At 67.4% G+C, this 21,086-nt stretch carries 20 protein-coding genes; 14 read left to right on the top strand and 6 right to left on the bottom strand.

The window, feature by feature from the left end; translation table 11 throughout:
* Window positions 1-5: 5 nt before the first annotated feature.
* The 6 genes from D3261_RS18200 to D3261_RS18175 all read left to right on the top strand — a co-directional run bounded on the left by D3261_RS18200 (window position 6) and on the right by D3261_RS18175 (window position 3,168).
* Window positions 6-389: a PadR family transcriptional regulator gene (locus D3261_RS18200; RefSeq protein ID WP_120074831.1), complete on the top strand. Its 384-nt coding sequence runs from the start codon at window positions 6-8 to the stop codon at window positions 387-389.
* Complete coding sequence (locus tag D3261_RS18195; RefSeq protein ID WP_120074829.1) at window positions 386-733, top strand: hypothetical protein; 348 nt, start codon at window positions 386-388, stop codon at window positions 731-733. The genes D3261_RS18200 and D3261_RS18195 overlap by 4 nt, the downstream gene beginning before the upstream one ends.
* A gap of 40 nt (window positions 734-773) precedes the next feature.
* On the top strand, window positions 774-1,664 hold the full coding sequence (locus D3261_RS18190; RefSeq protein ID WP_120074827.1) for a hypothetical protein: 891 nt from the start codon (window positions 774-776) through the stop codon (window positions 1,662-1,664).
* 47 nt (window positions 1,665-1,711) lie between these two features.
* Window positions 1,712-2,026 (top strand): hypothetical protein, encoded by a 315-nt coding sequence (locus D3261_RS18185; protein WP_120074825.1) that lies wholly within the window; start codon window positions 1,712-1,714, stop codon window positions 2,024-2,026.
* A gap of 6 nt (window positions 2,027-2,032) precedes the next feature.
* Window positions 2,033-2,839, top strand: a complete 807-nt coding sequence (locus D3261_RS18180; RefSeq protein WP_120074823.1) for an ion transporter — start codon at window positions 2,033-2,035, stop codon at window positions 2,837-2,839.
* 110 nt (window positions 2,840-2,949) lie between these two features.
* Window positions 2,950-3,168: a heavy-metal-associated domain-containing protein gene (locus D3261_RS18175; protein ID WP_199694068.1), complete on the top strand. Its 219-nt coding sequence runs from the start codon at window positions 2,950-2,952 to the stop codon at window positions 3,166-3,168.
* 324 nt (window positions 3,169-3,492) lie between these two features.
* On the opposite strand, the gene D3261_RS18170 is transcribed toward D3261_RS18175, so the two are convergent.
* Both D3261_RS18170 and D3261_RS18165 read right to left on the bottom strand, forming a co-directional pair.
* Window positions 3,493-4,221 carry a fumarylacetoacetate hydrolase family protein gene (locus tag D3261_RS18170; protein WP_120074821.1) on the bottom strand — a complete coding sequence of 243 codons (729 nt, stop codon included), beginning with the start codon at window positions 4,219-4,221 and terminating at the stop codon, window positions 3,493-3,495.
* Between the two features lie 64 nt (window positions 4,222-4,285).
* The gene (locus tag D3261_RS18165; RefSeq protein WP_120074819.1) at window positions 4,286-5,602 is read right to left on the bottom strand and encodes a glycerate kinase; all 1,317 of its coding nucleotides are present in this window, start codon (window positions 5,600-5,602) and stop codon (window positions 4,286-4,288) included.
* Between the two features lie 588 nt (window positions 5,603-6,190).
* Between D3261_RS18165 and D3261_RS18155 the strand changes: the two genes are divergently transcribed.
* From D3261_RS18155 to D3261_RS18145, 3 genes are all read left to right on the top strand, one after another.
* On the top strand, window positions 6,191-7,843 hold the full coding sequence (locus D3261_RS18155) for a thiamine pyrophosphate-binding protein (protein WP_120074815.1): 1,653 nt from the start codon (window positions 6,191-6,193) through the stop codon (window positions 7,841-7,843).
* Window positions 7,844-8,021: 178 nt separating this feature from the next.
* Entirely contained in the window at window positions 8,022-8,786 is a 765-nt protein-coding gene (locus tag D3261_RS18150; protein WP_120074813.1) for an IclR family transcriptional regulator, read from the top strand.
* Window positions 8,787-8,863: 77 nt separating this feature from the next.
* The gene (locus D3261_RS18145; protein WP_120074812.1) at window positions 8,864-9,802 is read left to right on the top strand and encodes a dihydrodipicolinate synthase family protein; all 939 of its coding nucleotides are present in this window, start codon (window positions 8,864-8,866) and stop codon (window positions 9,800-9,802) included.
* A 31-nt stretch (window positions 9,803-9,833) separates the two neighbouring features.
* Here D3261_RS18145 and D3261_RS18140 read toward each other — a convergent pair whose 3' ends face one another.
* Window positions 9,834-10,904, bottom strand: a complete 1,071-nt coding sequence (locus D3261_RS18140) for a mannonate dehydratase (protein WP_120074810.1) — start codon at window positions 10,902-10,904, stop codon at window positions 9,834-9,836.
* A gap of 190 nt (window positions 10,905-11,094) precedes the next feature.
* Here D3261_RS18140 and D3261_RS18135 point away from each other — a divergent pair, with 190 nt between their 5' ends.
* From D3261_RS18135 to D3261_RS18120, 4 genes are all read left to right on the top strand, one after another.
* Complete coding sequence (locus tag D3261_RS18135; RefSeq protein WP_120074808.1) at window positions 11,095-12,213, top strand: mandelate racemase/muconate lactonizing enzyme family protein; 1,119 nt, start codon at window positions 11,095-11,097, stop codon at window positions 12,211-12,213.
* Between the two features lie 87 nt (window positions 12,214-12,300).
* Complete coding sequence (locus tag D3261_RS18130; protein WP_120074806.1) at window positions 12,301-13,350, top strand: Ldh family oxidoreductase; 1,050 nt, start codon at window positions 12,301-12,303, stop codon at window positions 13,348-13,350.
* Between the two features lie 83 nt (window positions 13,351-13,433).
* On the top strand, window positions 13,434-14,801 hold the full coding sequence (locus tag D3261_RS18125) for an Nramp family divalent metal transporter (RefSeq protein WP_120074804.1): 1,368 nt from the start codon (window positions 13,434-13,436) through the stop codon (window positions 14,799-14,801).
* Between the two features lie 105 nt (window positions 14,802-14,906).
* Window positions 14,907-15,368: a universal stress protein gene (locus D3261_RS18120; RefSeq protein WP_233554033.1), complete on the top strand. Its 462-nt coding sequence runs from the start codon at window positions 14,907-14,909 to the stop codon at window positions 15,366-15,368.
* A 347-nt stretch (window positions 15,369-15,715) separates the two neighbouring features.
* On the opposite strand, the gene D3261_RS18115 is transcribed toward D3261_RS18120, so the two are convergent.
* The 3 genes from D3261_RS18115 to D3261_RS18105 all read right to left on the bottom strand — a co-directional run bounded on the left by D3261_RS18115 (window position 15,716) and on the right by D3261_RS18105 (window position 19,980).
* The gene (locus D3261_RS18115; protein ID WP_120074802.1) at window positions 15,716-17,029 is read right to left on the bottom strand and encodes an MFS transporter; all 1,314 of its coding nucleotides are present in this window, start codon (window positions 17,027-17,029) and stop codon (window positions 15,716-15,718) included.
* Between the two features lie 401 nt (window positions 17,030-17,430).
* Complete coding sequence (locus tag D3261_RS18110) at window positions 17,431-18,411, bottom strand: diacylglycerol kinase family protein (RefSeq protein ID WP_120074801.1); 981 nt, start codon at window positions 18,409-18,411, stop codon at window positions 17,431-17,433.
* Window positions 18,412-18,456: 45 nt separating this feature from the next.
* Entirely contained in the window at window positions 18,457-19,980 is a 1,524-nt protein-coding gene (locus D3261_RS18105; RefSeq protein WP_120074799.1) for a cryptochrome/photolyase family protein, read from the bottom strand.
* A gap of 214 nt (window positions 19,981-20,194) precedes the next feature.
* On the opposite strand from D3261_RS18105, the gene D3261_RS18100 reads away from it, so the two are divergent.
* On the top strand, window positions 20,195-21,086 hold an 892-nt coding region (locus tag D3261_RS18100), incomplete at its 3' end, for an MBL fold metallo-hydrolase (protein ID WP_147464996.1).

Here is a 21,086-nt window from a genome sequence, read left to right as displayed (position 1 = left end):
CCACTATGTCAGTGAACGACTACAGCGACACCGGCGACGAATCGATGCTCGACACCCCGGACGGCCCGCGGCCGCTCGTCGACCTCACGGGCTTCCAGCGCGACATCCTGTTCGTGCTGATCAGCCTCGACGGGTCGAACCCGAGCGGCACCGACGTCAAACGGCACCTCCGGGAGACCTACGGCGAGGCGATCAACCACGGCCGTCTCTACCAGAACCTCCGCGACCTCGTGGACGACGGCCTCGTCGAGAAGCGCCCGGTCGACGGCCGGACGAACGCCTACCGGGTGAGCCCGGCCGCGCGCGACCGGCTCGAATCCCACACCGCGTGGGGGGAGTGCTGCCTCCTCGCGCTCGAAACCGAGGGGACCGGACGTGACGGGGGATGAACGGCCTCCTCGGCGCGATCGTGAGCCTCGTCGTCGGCGTCGGGGTCGGCGGCGTCGCGGTCTACCTCGGGGTCCCGCTCGGCGCGACCCGTGCGAAACCAGGTATCCAAACGGCGTTCGCCACCGCCGGGATCGGGGCGGCCCTCTCGGCGCTCCTCACGCTCCTGTTCGGCTGGATCCCGGTCGTCGGGCTGCTGCTCTCGCCCGCGGCGTGGATCGGCGTCGTCGGCCACCGAACGGGGGCGAACCCACCGACGGCGGTCGGCGTCGGTCTGGTCGCGTGGGCAGTGACGTTCGTCGTGGCCGCCGGCTTCGGCACGATCCTGTTCGGGGGACCGCAGTGACCCCCGTCGACCGGTCCGTACTCCTCGATGGAGGGCCGTCGTGAGCGATCCCACGACCGACCGGGGGGAGTGGCGGGCGGTCGAGTCCCCGACCGACAGAACACTACTGGCCGTCACCGAGACCGCCGCCGGCCCCGTCGCGGTTGGCGAGGGCGGCCTCGTGCTCGCACGCGACGAGTCGGGCTGGTACCCCCTCGTCGAGTCGGGCCCCGCGACCCGGGGGAACCGACTCACCTGCGTCGCGGCCACGGTCGACCGGAAACGGGTCTGGTTCGCGGGCGACAGCGGCGCGCTCGGGCGCTACGACACCCACACCGGTCGAAAGGAGGATTTCAGCGCCCCGATGGGGAAGACCAGCACCTGGGAGGCGCTCGCGGTCGCCGGAACCGACACGGAGCGCCTCTCGGTCGCGAACGGCTCGGGTGAAGTCCTCCCGATCGAGTGCGACGACCACGGCTGTCCCTCGTACGGGGACGTCACCAAGCCCGCCGGCGGCTCGACGATCGCGGCGCTCGCCGCCGACGGGTCGTCGCTCTACGCGACCGATACGAGCGGCACCGTGCTCGAACGCGTCGACGGGAGCTGGCATCGCATCGGGATCGAGAACGCCGAGGTGAACTTCTTCGACCTGTCCGCCGCCGGCGGGTCGCTGCTGGTCGCCGGCGGCGACGGGCGGCTCTACCGCTACGACCGACCGTGTCGGAACTGGACGCCCGTCGCGGTCGGCGAGGCGACGGTTCACGGGCTCGCCCGGCCCGCGGGGTCGGACGACGGTGCGGTCGCGGTCGGTGGGGGCGGTACGATCCACGAACGAACCCCGGACCGGGGCTGGTGTCGACTCGATTCCCCGGTCGAAGCCGACCTGCTCGCCGTCGCCTGCGGCACGACCGACGTCGCCGTCGGGGCGGACGGAACCATCATCGAACGCTGACCAATGACGACCTACTTCACACGACCGACGACCACGGAGCACCGCCAATGAACACCAACATCGCGCTCAAACTCCTGCAGCTGGTGGCGCTGACGATCCCGCCGATCGCCGTCCTGATCCAGATGCTCCGGAACTCCGAGAACCTCGAATGGGGGGTTCGGAAGTGGAGCTTCGGGCTCGCGCTGGGGAGCGTCGTCGCGTTCATCGGGGCCGGCGTCAGCGTGCTCGGCTACTTCATCATCCACGCGAATCTCCCACTTATCCTCGTGGTCGGGATGGGGCTGGCGGTGGCCGGGCTGGTGCCGTTCGCGCTGTTCACCGGCGTGCTCTACCGCGAGCACAAGGCCAACCACGGGCCGTAGCCTCCAGTGGTTCGGATCGGCTCCGGCTACCGGGCGGCCAAGCGCACGACTCACCGGCTCCTGACGGTCGGGAAGGGCGGTCGAGTGGCGGGAGCAGTCGACGTCTTCATCGCAGGGCTGATCGTCGCGAACCTCGTTGCCGTCGCGCTCGGAACGGTCGATCCGGTATTTGACCGGTATCGAGGACTCCTCTACCGGTTCAACGCGGTTTCGGTCGGGGTGTTCACCGTCGAGTACGGCCTCCGGGTCTGGTCGGCGACGGCCGTCGACGGCTACGACCACCCGGTCTTCGGCCGGCTCCGCTTCATGGCCCGCCCCGAGTGTCTCGTCGACCTCCTCGCGATCGCGCCGTTCTACGTCGGGATCGCGCTGTTCGGCGGCGACGGCCGTCTCCTCCGGGGGTTTCGACTGGTCCGGTTCTTCCGGCTGGCCAAGCTCGTGCGCTACACCGACTCGGTCGCCCGGTTCGAGCGCGTGTTGCGCCGCAAGACCGACGACCTGGTCGTGGCGCTCGGCGGGACGACGCTACTGGTGGTCTGCTCGTCGAGCCTGCTCTACTTCGTCGAACACGAGGCCCAGCCCGAGGCGTTCTCCAGCATTCCGGCGGCGCTCTGGTGGGGCGTCGTCACGCTCACGACGGTCGGTTACGGCGACGTCTACCCGGTGACGCCGCTCGGGAAGCTCCTCGGCGGGCTGGTCGCCGTGCTCGGCACCGGTCTGGTCGCGCTCCCCGCGAGCATCCTCGCCTCGGGGTTCATCCACGACGACACGGAGCCGTCGCGGTGTCCCCACTGCGGCGAGGCGATCGAGTGAGACTCGGCTTCGGTCCGGCCACGTCGACGACCGGCGGAACGGTCCACGGGACCAGTTCGTCGAACTACAAAATCTCGAACATATATGTGGAGTTGATACGTACGGTGGGTATGGTGCGTCACCGAATCCACGTCGACGGGATGACCTGCCGGGGTTGCGAAGCCGTTCTCACACACGAGATCGAGGCCATCGACGACGTCACGGACGTCACTGCCGACCACGAGACGGGGGTCGTCGCGTTCGCGACCGACGACACGACGACCGGCAGCTACGTCGAACAGGCCGTCAACGACCTCGGCTACGAGGTCACGGGACACGAATCGGAATAGGGTCGAGGAGGGCCGGTCGCGGGAAGCCGATACGCCGATTCGGGTTCACCGCCCCGCCGATCGACGGAGGCGTGTGACGATCGATGATCCAGCCTCCACCCAAGCACCACATATTTGAAATAGTCATAAAATATTTAATTCGAGAACATGAATGATAGCTGACGTATCGGCGGCTCGACGAGACCGTTCGTCTCCGCCGGACACTGCTCGCGGTCGAGTTCGTCCGTGCACACCGGCCGCTCCCGCGATGACCTCTAGCTACGACGATCCATCTCGGTCCGAGCGACCGTCCGTCCGCACCGGGTTCGTTCGAAACGGTGCCGGCTATCGCGCGACGGTGTGTTCGAGGGTGCCGACGCCCTCGACCTCGACTTCGACCTCGTCGCCGTCTTCGAGTTCGCCGACGCCGGCGGGCGTGCCGGTGATGATGACGTCGCCTTCTTCGAGGGTCATGTACTGGGTGATCTCCGCGATGAGTTCGGGGACCGAGAAGACGAACTCCGCGCGTGAGGAGGACTGGACGGTCTCGCCGTTGAGCCGGAGTTCGACGCTGGCGTCGTCGGGAACGTCTTCGGGGTCGGCGAGGACAGGTCCGAGCGGACAGGAATTGTCGAAGGCCTTGCCGCGAACCCAGTTCTGCTCGATGCGCTGGTCGTCGCGATTGGAGACGTCGTCGGCGCAGGTGAAGCCCGCCACCACGTCCATGGCGTCCTCGGCGGCGACGTTGCGGCACTGCTCGCCGATCACGACGGCGAGCTCGGCCTCGTGTTCGACTTTCTCCTTTCCTTCAGGGAGGGTGACGGTGTCACCGTGGCCCGAGACCGCGTTCGGCGGCTTCAAGAAGAGCAGCGGCCGGTCGGGGAGGTCCATGCCCTCCTCTTCGGCGTGGTCCTCGTAGTTGAGGCCGACACAGACGATCTTCGAGGGGTCACACGGCGCGAGGACGTCGACCTCGTCGAGGCCGTAGTGCTCGCCACCGAACTCGACGCCGTCGTCGGTCGGCGTGCCCGTGCGAATCGAACCGGCTGGATCGCGAAAGCGCATCGTTGCCATGCAGGCGGATACGGGGCCCGACACATAGCCCTTCCCATCCCGGTCGGATCGACCGCGCGAACGGTTATTCCGAACCGACGACGAGCACCCGCAGGTCGTTGACGTTCGTTCCCGTCGCCCCGGTCTCGACGAGCGCGTCGCGGGATTCGAGGACGGGGTAGGCGTCGTTGTCGCGGAGCGCGCGCGCCGCGGCCCGACGGTCGGCGACGGTCTCGGCGTCGACGACCGCACCCGCCGCGTCGGTCGCGCCGTCGCGTCCGTCGGTGTCGACCGCACACAGCGTCGCGCCGGGCGGGAGGTCGAGCGCCGCCGACAGCGCGAACTCGAGGTTCGGTCCACCGGTCCCGTCGCCCGTGACGGTGACGGTACACTCCCCGCCGGAGAGCACCACACAGGGTGGCTCGACCGGGTCGCCGGTCGTCAGGGCTTCCTCGGCGACCGCGACGTGGGTCTTCGCGGCCTCGCGGGCCTCCCCGACAACGGTCGTCGAGAGCACGAGCGGCTCGTAGCCCGCGTCGGCGGCGACGTCCCTTGCGGCGTCGACCGCCGTCCGGTTGGTCGCGAGCAGGTGGGTACCGACCCGGTCGAAGGCCGGGTCGTCGGTTCCGGGGGTGTCGTCGTCCGCGCCATCGACGCCCCGCTCCAGATGGTCGCGGACCGCGCTCGGCACGTCGACCCCGTAGTCGTCGAGCACCGAGCGTGCGTCATCGTCGCTCGACGGATCCGGCACGACGGGGCCGCTCCCGACGACCGAGAGGTCGTCGCCGGCGACGTCGCTGAAGACGAGCGTCGCCACCCGTGCGGGGGCGAGCCGGCGGGCGAGCCGTCCACCCTTGAGGTCCGAGAGATGCTTCCGGACGGCGTTGGTCTCGCCGATCGGTGCGCCGCTCGAGAGGAGCCCGTCGGTGGTCGCCTGGAGGTCGTCGAGCGAGAGCTCGCCCGCGGGGGCGGTGAGAAGCGCGCTCGCACCGCCGGTGACGACCGCGAGAACCAGGTCGTCCTCGCCCGCGGCGTCGGCGGCGTCGAGCAGCCGTCGGGTGGCCTCGACACCGCGCTCGCTTGGGACCGGATGGTCCCCCCGCAGCACGTCGACGCGGTCGGTCTCCGCGGGGTCGTCGGTGACCACGATGCCCCCGTCGAGCCGCTCGCCCAGCACGTCCTCGACCGCGGCGGCGACCTGCGAGGCGGCGTTCCCGCCGCCGAGGAGCGTCACGGAGTCGTAGTCCACGAGGTCGAACGTCGTCTCCTGGATTCGGAGCGTGTCGCCGTCGAGCGTCACGGCATCGTGAACCACCCGCTCCGGGTGGGCCGCCTCGATACCCGCCGTGACGCACTCGCGGGCGAGCCGCCGCCGCGCGTTCGGTGAAGCGTTAGTGGTCATGGAGTACGGCCGACGACGGCGCGCAGGTATATAGTAACCCCGAGACACCCGACGACCCCCTCCCGTGTCGCGAATCGTCGCGCGTGCCATCGACCCGCCGGCACTCGGCGAAACGACCCTGACGACACCGTTCGATACGGGGTAGCGATTCTCGGGAAACGACTGGCACCAGACTGAATTGATTGAGATCGGCTCGGCCGGCTCGAACCGTCGCGCCCTGCGACTACCGATCCCGGATCGGGGACACGATCGAAACCGAACTTCGAACCCGGATTGAGGACGAATCGTCGACGATGTTCGAAGAGGACACGAAGAGGTCCCAGATCGGTTGCGGGACGGAAGAACGACGTGTGCGACCGGATGAGATTGGATACCGTACCGGCCAGAAGACATCAAAAATCCCGGTCCAGGTTTTTGGCGACTCCTGTCGCTGTGGCGTGGTCATGGGTCGGTACCGACGGCGCGCGACCGGGCCCGAAACGACCGGGTGGTCGCCTTCCTCGGCCGTGGAGAACACCGTGAACGGGACGACGGTTCGTGAACGGGGTGATGAATACGTTTAACTCCCGTACCACAAAACGTGCGCACATGACCGTCAGCGAGGTACTCGTCGACCGGCTGCTCGCGCGTGGCGTCGACACGTTCTTCGGCGTCCCGGGGACCCAGACGCTCCCGCTCAACGAGGTGGTCGACCGACGGGACGACCTCCGGTTCGTCTGCGCCCGTCACGAGACCGCCGTCACGCACGAGGCCTGGGGCTACGCCGAGGCTTCCGGTACGCCCGCTGCGACCGTCGTGATCCCCGGACCGGGCGACCTCCACGCCGCGAACGGCCTCCGGAACGCGCTCAACGACTGCACCCCGATGGTCCACCTCTCGATCGAGACCGAACCCGAGGTGCGGGGGAAGGGCGGCATCCACGAGACCCCGCCGGACACCTACGACAACCTCGTGAAGGAGAACGTGCTGGTCGAGACCCCCGAATCGGTCGCCGTCGAGGTCGAACGCGCCGTCGAGGTCGCCACCACCCATCCCAAGGGCCCGGTTCGGGTGGGGATCCCGAAGAATTTCTTACGAATGGAGACCCCGCAGGCCGAGGTCGGCTCGCACGAACCGGCCGACCCGCCGGGGGTCAGCCCGGCGGCGATCGAGGACGTCGCCGACCGCCTCCGTTCGGCCGCGAACCCCGTCGTGATCGGCGGCAACGGGGTTCGCGCCGCCGAGGCGACCGACGAACTTCGGGCGGTCGCGGAGTCGCTCGACGCGCCCGTGGCCTCGACCTACAAAGCGAAGGGCGTGATCCCCGAGGACCACGACCTCTACGCGGATATCATGTCGAGCGGGTCGACCGCGGCGCTGGCCGGGTGTTTCGAGGAGTCGGACGCCGCGCTCGCGGTCGGTACCGACTTCGACGCCGTCACCACCCAGCACTGGTCGTACGACCTCCCCGACGAACTCGTCCACGTCACGATGGACGCGAGCGACTTCGGCTCGGGCTACGAGCCCTCGGTCGCGCTGCTCGCCGACGCGAAGAAGGCGCTCTCCGCACTCGTGGACGAACTGGAGCCCGAGACTGAGGATCCCGAACGGTCAGGTGCCGAGCGCGCGGGCGCGGTTCGTGCGGCGAAGGCCGACCGGCTCGCTGACCTCGCCTCGGTCGACGAAGCGCCCTTCACCTCCGCGAGCGTGCTCGGAACCCTTCGGGAGGCGCTGCCCCGGAACACCGTCGCGACCGGTGATTCGGGCGGCTTCCGGCTCTGGGCCGCGGTGGCCTTCGAGACCTACGACCACCGCGAGTACGTCCACAACGGTTCGTGGGCCTCGATGGGCTGTGGGCTCCCCGCCGCGATCGGCGCGAAGGTCGCCGAACCCGACAAACCCGTCGTCTCGCTCATCGGCGACGGCGGGCTGTTCATGTGTCTCCACGAACTCCACACCGCGGTCGCCGAGGAGATCCCCGTGATCGTCGTGGTAGCGAACAACAACGACTACGCGATCATCAGCGCCGAGGCCGGCCGGGAGTACGAACTCGCCGCCCACGAGTACGCCTGGGCGGGCTCGCCGGCCTCGTTCTCGGGAGTCGCCGAGTCGCTCGGCATGGCGTCGTCCACCGTCGAGACCACCGCGGAACTGACCGCCGCCGTCGAGGACGCCCTCGACCGCGACGGACCGACCCTGATCGAGGTCCCCACCGCCCAGGACGAACCCCAGGCGGGGTCGTGGCTCTCTGCCGACGAGTGACGACCGACGGGAACGCCGACGCTGGGATCGATCCCATTCTTCGTGCTGTCCGTCACATCGGTATGGCTGTTACGACGGTTCGGAACGCCGGGGATGAGGCGGTCGTTTCGGGTCGAACCCGACACTCCGTTCTCATGACGAGAACAACGTTTATACGGGTCCGTCACGACCCACGGATATGTCGAACCAAACGCGGCGAACGGTCGAGGCGGTTCGAACCACCTGTGAGATCCTCGGTATCCTCCAGTCGCGCGGACGGGCGGGCGTCACCGAGATCGCCGACGAAGTCGGGATGGCGAAGGGGGCGGTCCACCGCCATCTCACCACCCTCGACGAGTGCGAGTACGTGGTGAACGACGGCGGCGAGTACCGTCTCAGCCTCCGCTATCTCGACACGGCGAATCGAGTGAAGGAACTGGTTGGCAACTACGACGTCATCGCCGACGAGCTCCAGCACCTCGCGAGCGAAACCGGAGAGATAGCTCAGTTCGCGACCGAGGAACACGGCTGGGTGACCTACGTCTACAAGGCCGACGCCGAGAGCGACGTCCAGACGGCGTCGGCGGCGGGCAAACGCGAGTACATGCACTCGACCTCGCTCGGCAAGACCATGCTCGCCCGGATGGCCGACGAGCGGGTCGACGCGATCCTCGACGACCACGGGACGCCCGCGAAGACCACCAACACCATCACCGACCGCTCGGCGTTCTTCGACCACCTCGACGGGATCCGCGAGCGGGGCTACGCGCTCGACGACGAGGAGAACATCGAGGGGCTGTGCTGTATGGCGATGCCCGTCACCGACGCGGCGGGCGAGGTCTTCGGTGCCGTCAGCCTCTCGGGCCCCGTGAGCCGGATGACGGCCGACCGGATCGAGGGGGAGCTGGTCGAGGCGCTCACGCGCACGACCAACGTGATCGAGATCAACACCAAATTCGCCTAAGCGTTCTCGTCACGGGAACGACGCACCGATCGCCGTCCAACGACGGTTTTATGCTTTCTACGGTGAAGAGTAGATGTATGCCACTCTCATCGACCGAGGTTCGTGAGTCCCTGCGCGGCGTCGCGACCGGCGTGCTCACACCGTTCGACGCGGACCAGGGGATCGAGTACGGGAAGCTAGCCGAGAACGTCGAATCCCTCTCCGATTCGGGGGTCGGGGTGTTCCTCGCGGCGGCCAACATCAGCGAGTACCACACCCTCTCGGTGGACGAACGGATCGCCGTGACGGAGGCCGCCGTCGACGCGCTTCCCTCCTCGGCCTGCGTGCTCGCCGGTGTCGGCGGCAACCTCACCGAAGCCCACGAACTGGTCGAGGCGTACGACCGGATCGGCGTCGACGCCCTGATGGTGATGCCGCCGGACTTCACCTACATCCACGAGCAGGGGCTGCTCCGGTACTACGAGAAGCTCGCGGCGAACACGGAGACGCCGCTCGTGCCCTACGTTCGTGGTTTCGAGCCGTCGGTGAGCTACCTCGACGACCTCACCCGGGTCGACGGGCTCGTGGGGATCAAGTACGCGATCCCCGACGCCGTCAAACTCGGGGCGGGCGTCGAGGCCGGGGCCGACGACGTGGTCTGGGTCGACGGCCTCGCCGAACCTCACGCGCCCTCCTTCTGGGTCGAGGGGGCCGAGGGCTTCTCCGCAGGCGTGAGCAACTTCCGACCCGAGATCGGGCTCGCGCTCTTCGACGCGCTCACCGAGGAGGACTGGGAACGCGCGCGGGCGCTGAAGAACGCCTGCCTTCCCTACCAGAACTTCCGGACCGAAACCGGGCAAAACAACGAGATCCCCGACGCGATCAGCGTGCCCGCGGTGAAGAAGGGCCTCGAACTCGCGGGTCTCCACGGCGGGAACGTCCGCGACCCGATCCGCTCGCTCTCCGCCGAGGACGAAGCGCGCGCGGAGGAACTCTACGCTCAACTCGACGACGATATCGACCGGCTCGTCGGATAACTGTTCGCCGCCGAAATCAGGTCGAGACGTTCTATCTTTCCGATTCGACCGCGTCGACGACCCCACGGAGGTAGCCGATCGTGAAACTCCGGGCGCGGTGTCGCCAGTCGTCGTCGCCGGTCATCCGAGGGACGTGGTCCGGGATGACGACGCCATCGTAGCCGATCTCTTCGAGCACGCGGATCGCCTCGACGGTGTCGAAGTTGCCCTCGTCGACGAACGTCTCGTGGAAGCGCGGGACCGTCCCGACCACGTCCCGGAAGTGGATGAAGACGATGTTATCCTCCTCGCCGAACCGCCGCAGTACTTCAGTGACGTCTTCGCCCATCTGTGAGAAGCAGCCGAGGCAGAGCTTGAGGCCGTGGTTGTCGCTCGGAACGAGTTCCATCGCCTTCTCGAAGTTCTCGACGTTGCGGAAGAGTCGGGGAATCCCGCCGAGCTCCTCGATCACGGGTGGGTCGACCGGGTGGAGCGCCATGCGGACGCCGGCCTCCTCCGCGACGGGGAGCACGGTTTCGAGGAAGTTCTCGTAGTAGTCCCAGAACTCGTCCTCGGTGTAGGCCCGATCGAGATCGGGAGCCAACCCGTCGGTGTCGTCGAAGCCCTCCAGTTCGTCGAGGTCGAAGCCCGTACCGTCAGCCCCACCGCGGAGTTCGACCGACTCGGTTCGCATCGGCACCACACCTCGCGGGTTCCACTGATAACCCATGATCGGGACCCCGGCCTCGCCGAGATTTCGAACGAGCGTCGTGATCTGGTCGAGGGCCTCCTCCTTCCCGTCGCGGTCGAACATGATGTCGCCGTAGAGCGAGTACGGCAGCGACTGGATCCCGGTGAATCGGAGCCCGGCGTCCTCGATTCGCTCGCGCGCCGCGGTGAGCTCTTCGACGGACGGAATTGCGTCGCGGCCGACCGCGAGGGTGGCGGTGCCGTCGCGGTCGTTGAAGTCGTCGGGCTCCTCCTCGGTGTCGGCGTGGTCGACGAAGATGTCCGTCGCGCCGAGCTGGCGGATGAACCCCAGACGATCGGGCGAGAGGCTTCGGGTTCGTACACCGACACGAACGCCCGGCTTCACGGTCTCCTGCATGGGCTGGCGAGCCATACCGGCCGTTCGACCCCCGGGTAGTAAACGACTGCGGATGCGTCCGGTTTGCGTGCTCGAACCGGCGGACCGGTATCCTTATGCCCGCATTCGTAATGGATCGCAGTGTGAATCACGACGTGACGGTACGAGACGACGGTCCGGACTGCCCCGCTGGATTCCCGTTCGACGCCACTCCGGAGGCCGACCGATGACGGCTGACTTCCGGATCACGGGCTACGAGACGCGGGTTCTCGAAGTCCCAGAACGCACGATCGGCGACTCCCAGACCCACGTCTTTGAGACCGACGAGCTCGATTACCTCTTCCTCGAACTCGAAACCGACGCCGACGTTACCGGGCTGGGGATCGACCTCGTCGAACTTCGAGCCCCCGGACGGCCGTCGACCGAGACCCTTCGTAGTCGGGTCGACGACGTGGTCGGCGACGTCGTCGGCGAGAACCCGCTCGCCCTCCTCAACCGGCGAACCCGCCACCGTGGCGGCGCTCACAACTTCTACTCCAGCGGCTCCTACGGTCCGGGCGTCGGCGTGCTGCTGAACATGGCGCTCTGGGACGCGGCGGCGAAGTTCTTCGACCAGCCCCTCGCCGAGTTCATGGGGGCCACCGATGACTCGGCCCCGATCTACGCTAGCGGGCTCTCGTTCGGCAACGACGATGCGACTACCCGAGAGGTCTACGAGGGCTTCGCCGAGGTGGGCGAGTTCGACGCCGCGAAGGTGAAGGTGGGCTACGAGACCGTCGACGAGGACATCGACCGGATCGAACTCGTCGACGACGTCTTCGGCGGGCTCGACACCCTGATGATCGACCCGAACGAGGCCTGGACCCCGAAGGAGACCCTCCGGAAAGTGCAGGCGATCCAGGACGTCGGCTTCGATCTCTACTGGATCGAGGACCCGGTCTTCCGTCACGACTTCGACGGCATGCGACGGGTCCGTGAGGGACTTTCGGACGTGCACCTCACCGTCGGCGAGTACGTCGGCTTCGAGGGCAAACACGGGCTGCTCGACGCCGGTGCGGTCGACATCCTCAACCTCCAGGGTCTCTCGGCGGCCAGTGACGCCTCGACGCTTGCCGAGCCCACGGGCACGGACGTCGCGATGAGCACCGACCACGGCACCGACGCGATGGCGGTCCACGCCGGTCTCGCGCTCCCCGACGTCACCTACGTCGAGTGCTGCAGCCACGCCCTGCTCGACCTCAGCGAGGAACCCTACGTCGTCGAGGACGGTCGGGTGAGTATCACCGACACGCCGGGCCACGGCGTCGCGTTCGACGAGGAGACCCTCGAGAGCCACAGTCGATAACGGTCTCTGTCTCCGTTTCTGCCGTCCGCACACTGCTTTTCGACGACCCCCCACAAAGCCTAAACGCCGACGGCGGCGAGTGGGCGGATGGAATCATCGGACCCGGCGACGCGTCTCGACCACGACAAGCTGGAACGCTTCAGTGCGGCCGTCCTCCGCGAAGCGGGGCTACGGGAGGACCACGCGGCGACCGTCGCCGAGGGCGTCGTCGACGCGAGCCTCCGCGGGATCGACACCCACGGCGTGGTCCGGCTCGACCCCTACGTCGAGGCGGTCGAGCGCGGCGGCATCGACCCCGATCCGAACATTTCAATGGCCGAATCGGGCGCGGGAGCCGCCCTCGTGGACGGCGACGACGGCCCGGGTCAGGTCACGACGATGCGTGGGATGGAGACGGCGATGGATCTCGCCGCGGAGGCCGGCAGCGCGTTCGTCGGTGTCCGGAACAGCAACCACTTCGGCGCGGCGTCGTTCTACACCAATCACGCCGCCGAGCGGGGCTACATTGCTATCGCGATGACCCACGCGGGTCCGAGCGTCGCGCCGTTCGGTGGGGCCGACCCGTACCTCGGCACGAACCCGCTCTCGTTCAGCCTCCCGAACGACGGGTTTCCGATCACCCTCGACATGGCGACGAGCGTGACGGCGAAGGGGAGCGTCATGGTCGCCGAGGACGAGGGCCGCGAGATCCCATCCGAGTGGGCGATCGACGAGGCGGGCGACCCGATCACCGACCCCGAGGCGTTCCACGCGCTGCGACCGATGGGCGGACCGAAGGGCTACGGGCTGGCCTTCTTCGTCGACGCCATGTGTGGCGTGCTGCTCGATGCCAATTTCGGCGACGAGGTCGCCGGGATGTACGACAGCCTCGACGCGCCCCAGCGCGCGGGCCACGTCGTCTGCGCCATCGACGTCGAGGTGTTCACCGACCTCGACGGGTTCGTCGACCGGATGGGGCGGTTGGCGACCGGTGTCAAGGGCGTTCGAACCGCCGAGGACGTCGAGGAGGTCCTCCTGCCGGGCGAACCCGAGGCGCGAACCAGGGCCAACCGGCTCGAAGGTGGGATCCCGGTCTCGGCGAGTCTACTGGAGAGCCTCCAGGCGCTCGCCGACCGATACGACCTCGAACTGGCCTGAGACGGGCGTTTCTTCGCGGTCCCGTTCGTCGGTCTGATCGTAACAATTATTAGCAAACCAGTGCAGCATGGAGTGTAAGCGATATGAGCGAACACAGCAGCGGGAACGATGAGTCTCGACCGTCGGACGGCCCGACGGCGGAGTATCGCGAACCGCCACGGACCTGGCGGGGCGTACTGAAGTATCTCGGACCGTCCTTCGCGACCCTCGCGATCGTGATCGGCTCCGGCGAGCTGATCGGAACGACCGCGACGGGGGCGGAGGTTGGGATCGTCGTGCTCTGGTTCCTCCTCATCAGCCTCTTCATCAAGGTCGGGATCCAGTACATCATCGCGAAGTACGCGATGCTGGAGGACAAGACGCCCCACCGGATCTTCGACGAGGTCCCCGGGAAGATATTCGGCCACAGCTGGTCGTACTGGTTCATCGTGATCAAGTGGTTCTTCTCCGACAACATCCAGTACATGGGGGTGTTCTTCGGGGCCGCAACGCTGTTGCACTACCTGAGTGGCCAGACGATCCCGATCCTCCTTTGTACGTTGATCGTCCTCGTCGGGGTAACCATCCCGGCGCTCCGCGAGTACGACTTCGTCGAGGACTTCTCGACGGTGCTCGTGATGATCCTGGTCGTCGTGACGGTCGCCGCAGCGGCGCTCTCCTTTTTCTCGCCGTTCGCGCTCTCGGCCGGTGACATCGCCTACGGGCTCTCGTTCGACATCCCGGACAGCGGCTTCTACATCATCTTCGGCGTCATCGGGATCACGGGCGTCGGCACCGGCGAGATCATCGGGTACGCGCTGTTCGTCAACAAGGCGGGCTACGGCAAACTCGCCGGACCGCGGGACTCGGAGGGCTGGAAGGACCGGATGCAGGGCTGGCTCCGCGTGCTCGGGGCCGACGTGGGTCTGACCGTGATCCTCGAAGCGTTCGTGACGACCTCCTTTTTCATCATCGGGGCGTCGATCCTCGCGAACTCGGGGGACTATCCCGACGGCGCACAGCTGGCCGTCTACCTCGCCGGCGCGTATCAGGAGCTGTTCGGGCCGTTCGGTTACTGGATCCTGATCATCGGCGGGTTCTTCGCGCTCTACTCGACCATCTTCGGGAAGCTCAACCTCCTCACCGAGGTCTGGCCCGACATCCTCAACCAGACCGAGCGGTTCTCGGACCTCGACATGCGTCGGGTCGCGCTGTTCGTCGGCATCGTCTCGCCGATCATCTGGCTGGTGGGCGGGACCGTCACGGGCTCGATCGTCGCGCTCCTCTTCCTCGGCGGGTTCATCAACACGATGGCGCTCTTCCCGGAGATCGTCACCGCGATGTGGATCCTCTACAAGGACGACGAGCGCGACCCCGAGTTCCAGTTCTCGCTGCCCGCGAAGGCCCTGGGCTGGGCCTCGCTGATCGCGACCTTCGTGATGTTGGCGGCCGTGCTGGTGCTCCAGTTCTGACTGCGGGACGGGCGATTTTCCTCGTCTTCGAACGAGCGATTCGCACGATTTCGCGCTCCCTCGACCGAACAGCGCCTCGTCGAACGTTCGTCAGATAGCTTTTTGATGGTGGACGACAACGACGTACTCGTCATGGAGACCATCCTGGTCGTCGTCGCGAGCGACGAGCCGAACGAGAGCCTGCTGGCGGAGGCCGACCGACACGTCACCGGCACCGAATCGAGGGTCGTCCTCTGTTGTGTCAACACCGAGGGCTTCCGGCAGAACAGCATCCAGCGCCGAAGCAGGGCCGGACGGGAGGCCGGCGAGATAGACCAACACGCCGCCGAGACGGCCGCGGCCGAGATCGCCGCCGACACCTTCGGCGACGACGTCCAGTACGACGTGGTCGGGATCGCCGACGACAGCGCCGACGAGATACTCGCGGTGGCCGACGAGCACGACTGCGACCACGTCTTCATCGACGCACAGAGCCGAACGGCCGTCGGGAAGGCGGTCTTCGGGGACGTCGCACAGCAGGTGATCCTCCAGTTCGACGGACCGGTCACCGTCACGACCGGGTCGTGATCCTCACTCACTGGGACGAATCGACGACACGGCGACCATAATTGTCGATCCCTGAATCACTCGCTCCCGGTCCACGTTCTCCAGTCGGAATCCGGACCCCGGACCGGCTGTCGGCCATCCGTAGACCACGTCGCTTCACCGAGAACTACCCGACGAGCCTGCAATGCTTGAGCGGATGTCACCGACAGTCGACATCGGCGCGGTGCCGGTCGGATAATTGAGCTTCGCGTCGATTTAGTATCGCAACATACGATATACGAATGGGTTCGACGGTGGGTGACGAGGTTATTCGCGGGCGTTCGTCGCACCTGTTCGTCGAGGGAGAGGAGACGCGCAGCATACCGACCTCAATCGCGATTCTCCGATGCTGACGACGACCGGACACGAACACCGAACTCACCCTGACCGATATCGTCCATCGCCGGAAGGGAGCGCAGGCGGGGGCGGATCGCGAAGTAGAGGCTGACGAACGCGAACCCGACCGCAGCGACGGCCATCGTCGTGACGACACCGACCCGACTGCCCACGATCCCCCCGAGGAACGAACCGATCGGCACCGTGAGCGTGGAGACGCTCGCGTCGACGGACGTGACCCTCCCGAGCAGGTCCTCCGGAGCGACCGTCTGAACGAGCGTCTGCCCCATCACGTTCGTGACGCCGATCGGGACCCCGGTTATCGCGAACAGAACGACCGAGAGCGCCGGCCACGGGGAGTAGACCGCGGCGACCCACAGGACGAATCCGACCCCGAGCCCGACGATTCGAATCGTGCCGTACCCGATGTGCGTCAACCGAGACGCGACCAGTGCCCCGACGAGACCCCCCGCGCCGATCGCGCCGAGCAGGGCTCCATAGAGTATCGAGCCGCCACGAACCGCGGCGAACCCCGGCAGCACGGCGAGCATCACCCCGGTCCCGAAGTTAGTGACTGCCGTGGTGAGCATCATCTCGGCGAACACCGTTCCTCGGAGCCATCGAACACCCTCACGGAGGTCGGAGGGATAGCCCGAAACGTCGACTCCAGTCGCTCGGTCGTCCGTTTCGGCGGGTTCGGGAACCCGAACACCGACGAACGAGAGGGTCGCGACCACGAACGTGATCGAATCGAGCACGAACAGCGAGACAGCGCCGGTCACGGCGATGAGGACGCCACCGAGCGCGTCGAACACCATGTCCGTCCCCCGGTTGGCGAACGAGAACACCGAATTGGCGCGTGTGAGTTCCCCCTCCGCGACGATCCGGGGGAGCGCCGCGTTCTGCGCGGGGTAGACGAACTGGTTCAGGAACGAGAGGATTGGGATCACGACCAGGATCAGCCCGACGGAGAGGCGGTCGAAGGCGGCCGCGATGGGGATCGACAGGACGAGGCCGGCCTGAACGAGCTGCGTCCACACGAGGGTTCGGACGAGCGGCCATCGGTCGACGAGCGGTCCGGAGACGAACTGCAGCGCTGGCGGCAGGAGGAGCAGCGCGCTCGCCAGACCGGTGTAGAAACTCGACCCCGTGAGGTCGTAGACCAGCCACGTCCCGGCGATCGTGTAGAGACTATCGCCGGCGTTCGTGACGAACCGCCCGAATAGCAGGCGGCGGAAGTTCCAGTTGTTCCGGAGCGAGGCCGTGTCTCCGTCCGTGGCCTCCGCTCCATCCTGCTGCTGGCTCACGTCTCCACCTCGAACGGAGCGCGTGTCGTCCGATCGGTGGCGCACCTGAACGGGACGCCACGATCCGGGGGACCGGGACGGCTCCTCCGAGCGTCGAGAGCGACGAGAGTGACGACCGCTGGCTGTCTACCGACCGATGTCGATCCGGTGTGCGATTCGATTCGCATTCGAGTGGGCGTCCGGCCACCGTCGACCGGGGACCCGGTGACTGTCTGCATTCGTGTCGATGTTCATCGTCGAGGAACTGCGACTACGGAACCCGTAGCGGAACGGGACGACCCGGGTGCTGCTGCTCTGCGGCGGTCGCTATACGGTCGCGACTACCGCGACGAGAGGAATGAACGGTCGAGCAGCCAGGCAGGTCATACGGGGTCTCGAATCGACCCACACGGGTCAGCAGTTTATAGGTATCGACCGAACGGGTCTTCGTCGGTCTCCGTCGTCGGGTTGGGTTCGTAGTCGGCCCCGACACAGACCGAGAGCACCCCCGACCGAACCCGGAGGTCGAGACGGTTCCGGGTGTAGATCTCCCCGTCGAGGCTGAAGTCGATCGCGCCCGACCGGCTCTCGACCGTGAGGCGTTCGGCCTGGAGGCGCGTGACGTGTTCGGTGTCCCTGCGGAGGAGCTGCTGGGCGATGGCCTCGGCGACCGCCTCGCCCGCGGGCATCCGTTCGATGAGGGTGACGTCGAACAGCCCGTCCTCGACGTTCGCCTGGCCGAACTGCTTCGCGAACCGCCGGGCGTTCCCGATGAGCACACAGAGCGCCTCGCCCGACCACGTCCGCGGGCCCTCGTCGGTGACGGCGTCGACCTCGATGTCGAGCGCCTCGAACTCGCGGGCCTGCTGGACGCCGGTGATGACGAACGCGAGCGGGCCGAACCGGGCCTTCAGGTCCGAGGTCGTGGCCGCGCTGGTGTCGGCGGTCAGCCCCGCGATGCAGGACTTCACGAACGGGACGCCGTCGGCGGTCCCGAGGTCTATCCGACGAACCTCGCCCTCTTCGAGGAGTTCGAAGCCGTGTTCGACCCCGCGAACCCCGATGTCGTCCGCGAAGATGTTCGCCGTCCCCACGGGAACCACCCCGAACCGAACCCCGCCGAGCGCGTCGGCGTCGACGAGCCCGCAGAGCACTTCGTGGACCGTGCCGTCACCGCCACAGGCCGCGAGCACGTCCACGCCGTCGGCGGCGGCCTCGCGGGCGAGGCGGATCGCGTCGCCCGCCGCCGCCGTCTCGGCGACCGAGTAGCCCCAGCGGTCGGCGAGCCGGCGGATCGTCGGCAGGTGGTCGCCCGCCCCGCTGTTCGGGTTCACGATGACCCGTCGGTTCGCGTCCGGACCGGGCGGTCCGTCGGTCGGTTCGTGGCCCGATGAACGCGTCATACCTCCGCTCGTCCCTCGATGCGAATAAATCTCACTGGAGACGACTCAGAGGTCGCCGTCGTCCGCGAGAGCTCGCACCTCGTCGGCGCGCTCGCGGATCGCCGCCCGCTCGTCCTCGTCCTTGTCGTCCCAATGGGAGTAGACCAGCCCCATCCGGCCGTTCCCCCGAAGGCGTTCCTCGTGGGTTCCCAAGAAGTCCCAGTAGAGCGCGTTGAACGGACAGGCGTTTTCACCCACCGTCTTCGTCTTGGCGTAGGCGCAGTCCCCACAGAAGTCGCTCATCCCGTCGATGTAGTTGGCCGAGGAGACGTAGGGTTTCGTCGAGAGCGCGTCGGTTCCGAAGCTCCCCATGCCGACCACGTTCGGTGTCGTGACCCAGTGGTAGGCGTCGACGTAGCCCGCGTGGAACCACCGGTTGAGTGCTGCGGGACGTACACCAAAACTCGTCGCGAAGTTCGAGAGCACCATCAGGCGCTCGATGTGGTGGGAATAGCCCCGTTTTCGCACGCCGTCAACGACTTCCGCGAGGCAGTTCATCTCGGTCTCGCCGGTCCAGTAGAGCTCCGGAAGACTCCGGTCGGCGTCGAGTTGGTTCGCGCTCGCCAGCTCGGGCATCTCACGGCGGTAGACGTGGCGCATGAACTCTCGCCAGCCGACCACCTGCCGGACGAATCCCTCGACGCTCGCGAGCGGGAGGTCGCGCGCTTCGTACTCGTCCAACACGCGCTCGACGACTTCCCGGGGATGCAGCAAGCCGAGGTTCAGCGGGACCGACAGCAGCGCGTGGTGCATCGTGGCTTCCCCGGTGAGCATCGCGTCTTGGTACGGACCGAATTTGTCTATCCTTTCCTCGACGAACGCATCGAGCGCGGCGAGGCTCGCCTCGCGCGTCACCGGCCAGCCGAATTTCTCCTGGTCCGCCCAGTCACCGCCGTAGGGCGGTTCGTCGTACCCGCCCGAGAACGCCTCGTCGACCCACTCGACCACCGTCTCGGTGAGATCGTCGGGCTCGAACCACGGCGCGTCGGGTGGTTCGTAGTCGCTCCCTGGGAACTCGCGGTTCTCGGTATCGTAGTTCCACTCGCCCCCGACCGGGTCGTCGCCGGCCATCAGGTAGCCTGTCTCGCGCCGCATCATGCGGTAGAAGTCCTCCTGCTTGAAGTCCTCGTCCGCCCAGTCGTCGAACTCGTCAGGCGCACAGAGGAACAGCTCGTTCTCGACGAGCGCGAGGTCACCACCCCGCTCGTCGACGAGACCCGTGAGACGCTCGTCCGCGCCGTGGCTCGCGGGGCGCATACATTCGAGACGGTCTCCCGGGTAGTCGGCGAAGTGGGCGTCGAGGCCCTCGCCGAACGTCTCGACCGTGTGGTACTCGACGGTATAATTGTCTGCTCGGAGTTCGTCGCGAAAGTGGCGCATCGCGGCGAACACCGCGACGAGTTTGTGGGGGTGGGAGGGGAGCTTCCGGGCGAACTCGCGAGCTTCGATCATCAGCACGCGCTCGTCGTCGGCCCGCGAGAGCGGCCCGACCTCGCGGGTGAGCTGGTCGCCGAGCACCCAGACGGTCATCCCGCGGTCCTCCGCTGCCGTTTCGCACGGATCACGCCGATCCCTCGGGTTCGACGGGCTAAAACCGTCGGCCTCCGGCGACGAGCGCCGTCGTTGGCTGGTGTTCGGGTTCGACCGCGGGTGGTATGTAGCCGGCGACCGGTAGCCCCGATATGCAGACGGCTATCCGGCGGCACGCGGTCGAGTGGACGGGGTGTGAGGTGCGTTCGAACCGATGAACCGGATCCAACTCGGGAACGCCGTCTTCGAGGGGCTGAACGACGTCTACGTCTTCGGTGCGGACGCCGGAGCCACCACCCTCGTCGACACCGGGACCGCCGCGCCCGAGACCCGCGAGGAGCTCTCGACAGGTCTCGCCGATCTGGGGGTCGAGTTCGCCGACATCGACGAGGTCCTCCTGACCCACTGGCACGAGGACCACGCCGGGTTCGCGAGCGAGATTCAGGGCGAAAGCGACGCGATCGTTCGGGTCCACGCCGCCGACGCGCCGCTGGTCTCGGGCGATACGGACGCGTGGGAGGCGATGGAGGCCCGCCAGCGTGCGCTCCTCGACGAGTGGGGGGTGCCGGAGGAGCCACGCGAGGAGCTCCTCGCCTTCCTCGACGGCTACGAGGGCCTCTCGGGGCGGGCGAGGGTCGAGCCGTTCGAGGGTGGCGAGCGGTTTTCGACCCCCGAGGGCGACCTCGAAGCGCTCCACCTTCCGGGCCACGCCGCGGGGCTCTCGGGGTTCGTCTTCGAGGGCGACGACGGTCGGGAACTCCTCTCGGGCGACGCGCTCCTGCCCCACTACACCCCGAACGTCGGCGGCGCGGACGTTCGCGTCGAGCGCCCGCTGGCGAAGTATCTCGACACGTTGGTTCGAATCATCGACGCGGGATTCGTCCGGGCGTGGCCCGGTCACCGCGACGTCATCGAGGACCCCGCAGGCCGCGCCCGCGACATCGCCGCACACCACCGCGAGCGCACCGAGAACGTGCTCGAGGTGCTCCGCGAGCACGGCCCGGCGGACGCGTGGACGGTGAGCAGTTACTTATTTGGCGAGCTCTCGAACATCCACATCCTCCACGGGCCGGGCGAGGCCTACGCGCACCTCGACCACCTCTCGG

The organism is Halococcus sp. IIIV-5B (assembly GCF_003602035.1).
Classification (GTDB): Archaea; Halobacteriota; Halobacteria; order Halobacteriales; family Halococcaceae; genus Halococcus; species Halococcus salsus.
The sequence above is the reverse complement of the archived record's forward strand: the minus strand, read 5'-3'. Positions and strand labels throughout refer to the sequence as shown.

Coding starts and splice junctions, on each gene's coding strand:
- D3261_RS18200 (WP_120074831.1), top strand. CDS start 6: ATGTCAGTGAACGACTACAGCGACACCGGCGACGAATCGATGCTCGAC.
- D3261_RS18195 (WP_120074829.1), top strand. CDS start 386: ATGAACGGCCTCCTCGGCGCGATCGTGAGCCTCGTCGTCGGCGTCGGG.
- D3261_RS18185 (WP_120074825.1), top strand. CDS start 1,712: ATGAACACCAACATCGCGCTCAAACTCCTGCAGCTGGTGGCGCTGACG.
- D3261_RS18175 (WP_199694068.1), top strand. CDS start 2,950: ATGGTGCGTCACCGAATCCACGTCGACGGGATGACCTGCCGGGGTTGC.
- D3261_RS18170 (WP_120074821.1), bottom strand. CDS start 4,221: ATGGCAACGATGCGCTTTCGCGATCCAGCCGGTTCGATTCGCACGGGC.
- D3261_RS18165 (WP_120074819.1), bottom strand. CDS start 5,602: ATGACCACTAACGCTTCACCGAACGCGCGGCGGCGGCTCGCCCGCGAG.
- D3261_RS18155 (WP_120074815.1), top strand. CDS start 6,191: ATGACCGTCAGCGAGGTACTCGTCGACCGGCTGCTCGCGCGTGGCGTC.
- D3261_RS18150 (WP_120074813.1), top strand. CDS start 8,022: ATGTCGAACCAAACGCGGCGAACGGTCGAGGCGGTTCGAACCACCTGT.
- D3261_RS18145 (WP_120074812.1), top strand. CDS start 8,864: ATGCCACTCTCATCGACCGAGGTTCGTGAGTCCCTGCGCGGCGTCGCG.
- D3261_RS18140 (WP_120074810.1), bottom strand. CDS start 10,904: ATGGCTCGCCAGCCCATGCAGGAGACCGTGAAGCCGGGCGTTCGTGTC.
- D3261_RS18135 (WP_120074808.1), top strand. CDS start 11,095: ATGACGGCTGACTTCCGGATCACGGGCTACGAGACGCGGGTTCTCGAA.
- D3261_RS18130 (WP_120074806.1), top strand. CDS start 12,301: ATGGAATCATCGGACCCGGCGACGCGTCTCGACCACGACAAGCTGGAA.
- D3261_RS18125 (WP_120074804.1), top strand. CDS start 13,434: ATGAGCGAACACAGCAGCGGGAACGATGAGTCTCGACCGTCGGACGGC.
- D3261_RS18120 (WP_233554033.1), top strand. CDS start 14,907: ATGGTGGACGACAACGACGTACTCGTCATGGAGACCATCCTGGTCGTC.
- D3261_RS18110 (WP_120074801.1), bottom strand. CDS start 18,411: ATGACGCGTTCATCGGGCCACGAACCGACCGACGGACCGCCCGGTCCG.
- D3261_RS18105 (WP_120074799.1), bottom strand. CDS start 19,980: ATGACCGTCTGGGTGCTCGGCGACCAGCTCACCCGCGAGGTCGGGCCG.